This is a genomic window from Acinetobacter sp. 1294596 (assembly GCF_000582925.1).
GTDB lineage: Bacteria > Pseudomonadota > Gammaproteobacteria > Pseudomonadales > Moraxellaceae > Acinetobacter > Acinetobacter radioresistens.
On the sequence record NZ_JFCC01000101.1, the window covers coordinates 1 to 1175 of the forward strand.

The 1175-nt window shown below is 41.4% G+C and carries 1 pseudogene; it reads right to left on the reverse strand.

What is annotated here, in order from left to right:
• Window positions 1–892 precede the first annotated feature (892 nt).
• Window positions 893–1175 (reverse strand): annotated as a pseudogene (locus J502_RS16420) (protein rep); the annotation flags it as partial.

The window sequence follows — 1175 nt, forward strand, 5'->3', positions numbered from 1 at the left end:
AAACACCAATACTTTCTGTCTTTGCTGTCTTGTTTACTTCTGCCATGAATACTTGGAAGTTTGTTGGTTCATCAATTTGCATATTCTCACCTGATTTTTTCATATATAGGAATGTGATTCACAATGAATCATACCTTGAATCATAAAAAAATCAAATAGTATTGCGTCGTCACCCATTCGGGATGACTAAAAGCTCCCGCTTAGGCTACTAAGGGGAGCTGGTAATCAGGGAAGGAAGGTTTTGAAATTCTTATTTCGGAGTCGTCACTCGTAGACACTCGTTCGGCTACTGGAGAAAGTGTACTCACTACACTTTTTTCAAAAGTGGTGAGTTTTTTCAGAATGCACGCTTCCGCGTTTCTCAAGAAACGGTCTAACCAATGAAAGCTAATAGCCTATGTTCGAAATATGGGAATAAATCAATGTTGTACATAATGCCGTCCCATCTTCGGATTCTTTGGAGTACACGTACCCGGGTTTTAGGTGGAAGTCTCCAGTGAGGTTTTTTACGTTTGAACTGTGATGATGTCCGTTCACGGAACGGCACATCACATTCAAACGCTTGAGCCTGTCCCGCAGAACTCCGCTCGCACTCGTCGCAGCTCCTCGCACTCTCGTCCTTATGCGGTTTTGGCTCTACTTGTCTTGTTATCAGTAAGTCATAGTAAGACTTTTTGCCGTATGTAAACTTGTAAAGCATTTCAAGATAAGGCAAATCTTCTTCTGGCATATCGTCTGTCATTGTGTCAGGAATTTTGACACCCCACAGAAGCCCAAAAGAGCCTGTTAAGCGTTTACCTTTGAGAACTTTGAAAGCCTCCCAAGTCTTTTCAACAGACAGATCGCCAAACTTCAAAGCATATTTACAGACTTCAGCAGCAGCTTTGCTATATCAATGTCCCTTTTCTCTCTTAGCTCTACGGACATCAACCACCATAGAATCACCAGTAACACTGTGCCAGTATTCTGAAAATTCTTGTTGATCAATCCACTGGTCAACCAGTGCAAACATATGAATATGCGGATGCCATTCGCCTGTTTTCTCATTGAATGTATTCTCATATGAATACATAGCACCTTGAACCTTACAGAACTCATTAAAACCTCGTCCTTTCTTTTCATAGTCCCTACGACGCTCTAGAAGCGTTCTAAATGACTTCATAAGATGTTCAGAG